At 59.0% G+C, this 2,791-nt stretch carries 2 protein-coding genes; both read right to left on the minus strand.

Features of this window, described 5'->3' with window-relative positions; all coding sequences use genetic code 11:
• The coding region (locus QCH34_RS10125) for a V-type ATP synthase subunit B (RefSeq protein ID WP_300333670.1) at positions 1–1,202 on the minus strand (1,202 nt) is incomplete at its 3' end.
• Positions 1,202–2,791, minus strand: a 1,590-nt coding sequence (locus tag QCH34_RS10130) for a V-type ATP synthase subunit A (RefSeq protein WP_300333673.1), incomplete at its 5' end; no start/stop codon positions are given. The genes QCH34_RS10125 and QCH34_RS10130, both read right to left, overlap by 1 nt.

Genomic DNA, 2,791 nt, shown 5'->3' on the forward strand with positions numbered 1-2,791 from the left:
CGCTCGACATCAGTAAGCCCTTCATCACCGATCACCGCCACAAGCCCGGCAAGCCGTCGCCCGCGTGCATAGGCGGCATAGAGCTGGCTTGAGACATTCGCATGATCCGCCCGAGTCCTCCCATCCCCGATTCCTCCCTGCATCAGCCGTGACAGGCAGGGGAGTACATCGATCGGCGGATAAATCCCCTTCCTGTGCAGTTCGCGTGAGAGGACGATCTGGCCCTCGGTGATATACCCGGTCAGATCAGGCACAGGATGGGTGATATCATCATCCGGCATCGAGAGGATCGGAAGCTGGGTGATCGAGCCGGGCCTGCCTTTCACCCTCCCTGCCCGTTCATAGAGGGACGCGAGATCCGTGTACATATATCCGGGATACCCTCGTCTGGCCGGTATCTCCTCGCGGGCAGCCGAGACCTCACGGAGCGCCTCGCAGTATGCAGTGATATCCTGCATCACCACCAGCACATGCATCCCGAGGTCAAATGCCAGGTATTCAGCAGCGGTGAGGGCAAGCCTTGGGGTGACGATCCGCTCGATCGCAGGGTCATCAGCCCTATTCAGAAAGATCACCGCATGTGCCCGTGCCCCGGTCTCTGAGAACTCCTCGATGAAGAAGCGGGCCTCTTCATGGGTGATCCCCATCGCTGCAAAGACGACTGCAAACGATTCATCAGACCCTCGTACCCGTGCCTGCCGGGTGATCTGTGCGGCAAGGAGGCTGTGCGGCAGGCCTGAACCTGAGAAGACCGGGAGTTTCTGCCCGCGGACAAGCGTATTCATCCCATCGATTGCGGAGATCCCGGTTTCGATCGAATCCTGCGGGAATTCCCGTTTCGTCGGGTTGATTGCATAACCGGAGATCTCCATCTCCTTCTCAGGCACGACACTTCCTCCGCCATCGATCGGTTCGGCCGATCCCGAGAAGATCCTCCCGAGCATCTCTTTACTCACCGGCATCGTCATCGGCCTGCCGGTGAAACGGACAGCGGTGATATCGCAATCAAGATCCCGGGTTCCTCCGAAGACCATCACAATCGCCATCCCTTTCCTTGACTCAAGAACCTGTCCTGTCCGGACTGTGCCATCGGGGAGGAGAACCTTCACCACCTCGTTATACCCGGCATCATCGATCCCGGATACGGCAAGGATCGGCCCTGCAACCCTGACAACAGACTGGAACTCCCGGAGCGGCGGCATCAGTCCTCACCTCCGGGGAATGCAGTATCCAACGCTTCAAGAGTCTCCGCATAGAATGTCACAAACTCCTCATGCGGCATCGGCCCCATCCGGGAGAGCCGGGAAGTCACCGGAAGCAGCTGAACCTCTGCCGAACTCATCCCCTCACCAACTGCCCGCTTTCCCAGCCGGTAATAGCGGTGAATCAGGGTCATCATCCGATACTGCTTATCGGGGGGGCAGAACGTATCGACCGGATCGAATGCGGACTGCACCAGAAACGACTCCCTCAGGATGGTAGCTACATTCAGCGTGAACTTGTCCTCTTCGGGGAGGAGATCGGGGCCGACCAGCTGGACAATCTCCTGGAGTTCGTTCTCTTTCTGGAGGAGGGCGAGGAGATCCGATCGCATCTCCCCCCATTTTTCCCCCCCATGACTCTCCCACCACGGAGCAACGAGATCCGAATAGAGGGAATAGCTGAGGAGCCAGTTCACTGCCGGGAAATGGCGCTGGTGAGCGAGATCGGCGTCCAGCGCCCAGAAGACCCGGACGATCCGGAGCGTGTTCTGGGTCACCGGCTCGGAGAAATCTCCACCCGGTGGCGAAACCGCCCCGATCACCGAGATCGAACCCTCTTCACCGGAGAGGGTCTTCACACGCCCCGCCCGTTCATAGAAATCTGCAAGCCGGGAGCCGAGATAGGCAGGGTAGCCGTGTTCGCCCGGCATCTCTTCGAGGCGGCCGGAGATCTCCCGCATCGCCTCAGCCCACCGGGATGTCGAATCTGCCATCAGGGCAACAGAATACCCCATATCCCGGTAATATTCCGCTATCGTGATCCCGGTATAGACCGATGCCTCGCGGGCTGCAACCGGCATATTCGAGGTATTCCCGATGAGAACCGTCCTCTTCATCAACGGCTCTTTTGTCTTTGGATCGACAAGAGCAGGGAACTGCCTGAGTACATCTGCCATTTCGTTCCCCCGCTCACCACAGCCGACATAGACGATGATGTCGGCATCGCACCATTTGGCGAGCTGGTGCTGGACAACCGTCTTGCCGGCACCAAAGGGTCCTGGCACAGCGGCAGTCCCTCCCTGGACAATCGGGAAGAAGGAGTCGATCACCCTCTGGCCCGTGATCAGGGGGCGGATCGCAGGAAGCTTCGATTGTATCGGCCGGGGCACCCGAACCGGCCATCGCTGGAGCATTGTGATCTCCTTCTCTGTGCCGGTTGCATCCCTGAGCCAGAGGATCGTCTCATTAACGGTATAGTCGCCTTCCGATGCGATCCGCTCCACCGTCCCCGAAAGATCAGGTGCGAGAAGAATAGTGTGAAGAATCTGGTTTGTCTCAGGAACCGACCCGATCACCGCACCGCCGGAGATTGTATCCCCCTCTGAAAGGGAGGGAGTGAAATGGAACCTCTTTTCACGCGATAGCGCCGGAGCAGATACCCCACGGACGATAAAATCACCGGAGATCTCACCAAGCTCTGTCAGGGGCCGCTGGATACCATCATAGATCATCTCAAGAAGGCCGGGTCCAAGCTCCACCGAGAGCGGCATCTTTGATCGCCTGACCGGCTCACCGGGGGTGATGCCGGT

The sequence above is a fragment of the Methanocalculus sp. genome (assembly GCF_029762515.1).
Classification (GTDB): Archaea; Halobacteriota; Methanomicrobia; order Methanomicrobiales; family Methanocorpusculaceae; genus Methanocalculus.